The sequence below is a fragment of the Flavobacterium sp. K77 genome (genome assembly GCF_021608205.1).
GTDB classification, from domain to species: domain Bacteria; phylum Bacteroidota; class Bacteroidia; order Flavobacteriales; family Flavobacteriaceae; genus Flavobacterium; species Flavobacterium turcicum.
Map to the genome: position 1 here is coordinate 1 of NZ_JAKIHO010000029.1, position 1,529 is coordinate 1,529.

Sequence of the window (1,529 nt, forward strand, 5' to 3'; positions counted from 1 at the left end):
AACAACCTTACCCTAATTTCTAATGCAGCAGGATCAGCAGTAATCGCTCCTCTAGCAGGAACAAGCACTATTACTGGTAAAGTTACCGTACAACGCTACATTCCTCAAGGCAAAAGAGCGTTTCGCTTTTTGAGTCCGGGTGTAACTACAGACGATTTTATCAGCAACAACTGGCAATTGGGCACACACATTACTGGCTCAACAACAGGCGCTAACGGTTTTGATGCTACTGGTACTGGTAGCCCTTCATTATTTACTTACAATAACAACCAAGTTACTGGAAGTGGTTGGACAGCAGTAGCCTCTACCAATGCTACCAATTTACAAGCTGGTCAAGGCTACCGCCTTTTAGTTCGTGGTGACCGTAATGTAAACATCAATAGTAACTCGCTTCCTACGATGAATGCAGCTGTGACTCTCAGCGCAACGGGCACGATACGCAGCGGAAATGTAGTTTTTGATACTGCTTTAAATGCAACTAGCAATTTGGTAACCAACGGCTACAGTTTAGTAGGTAACCCTTACGTAAATACCGTAGACTGGAACGCTTTAACTAAGGTAGGTTTAACCGACTCGTATTACATTTGGGACCCGAACATGGGTACTGCCGCACAAAGAGGGCGTTATGTGGTGTATAGCAGCACTACAGGTTCAAGCAATGTGGCCTCTGCAGCAAACCAATACATTCAGCCAGGACAAGCCTTTTTTGTACAAAACAGCGTACTAGGAACGCCTGGAACACTGACTTTTCAAGAAATTAACAAAGTAGGCAATGCCAACTTGACTAGTGTTTTTAGAACACAAAAAAATCCGATGGCTCGTTTGGACTTGAGCGTTTACGAAACTAGCGAATTAACTACAGGCGGTTTCCCAATTGATGCTACTGTAGCTGTTTTTGACGCTACTTTTAGCGCCGATATTGACAAGGCTGATGTTGCTAAACTAAGTACTGGAACAGAGAACCTTTCTATTAGTAACAACGCAAAAACATGGGCTATTGACGCTCGTGGACCAATTAGCGAAAAAGACGAAGTGCTTTTGAATTTACAAGACTTTCAAGCCAATAAAAACTACAGTTTCCGTACGCAGTTTTCGAATTTTGACGCATCAGTAAGTCCGTTTTTGGTAGATAAATTTTTAGGAACTAGCACTGCAATAACAACCGATAATGCTACTACACTAAACTTTACAACCACAGCAGCAACGGCATCGTATGCAAGCGATCGTTTTAAAATAGCGTTTACTAACAAAACGTTGGATACCAAAGATTTTGAAGCAGCGCAATTACAATTGTACCCAAACCCTGTAGTAAACGGTCAATTTTCAATTGATTTACCAAATACCATGAGCGGAACGGTTAACGTAAAAATCATCAACTTGATTGGACAAACGGTTTATGAAACCAATACCGAAGCCAAAAACAGCATTCGTATTAACACGCAATCACCGCTACCGCAAGCTGTTTACTTGGTACAACTAACCAACAATGGCGAGCGTTTTACTAAAAAAATTACTGTTAACTAATTACA

The 1,529-nt window shown here is 41.5% G+C and carries 1 protein-coding gene; it reads left to right on the forward strand.

The genetic code is table 11. From position 1 onward, the window contains the following. Nucleotides 1-1,524, forward strand: a 1,524-nt coding sequence (locus L1S34_RS14730) for a T9SS type A sorting domain-containing protein (protein ID WP_236364846.1), incomplete at its 5' end; no start/stop codon positions are given. Nucleotides 1,525-1,529: the final 5 nt, after the last annotated feature.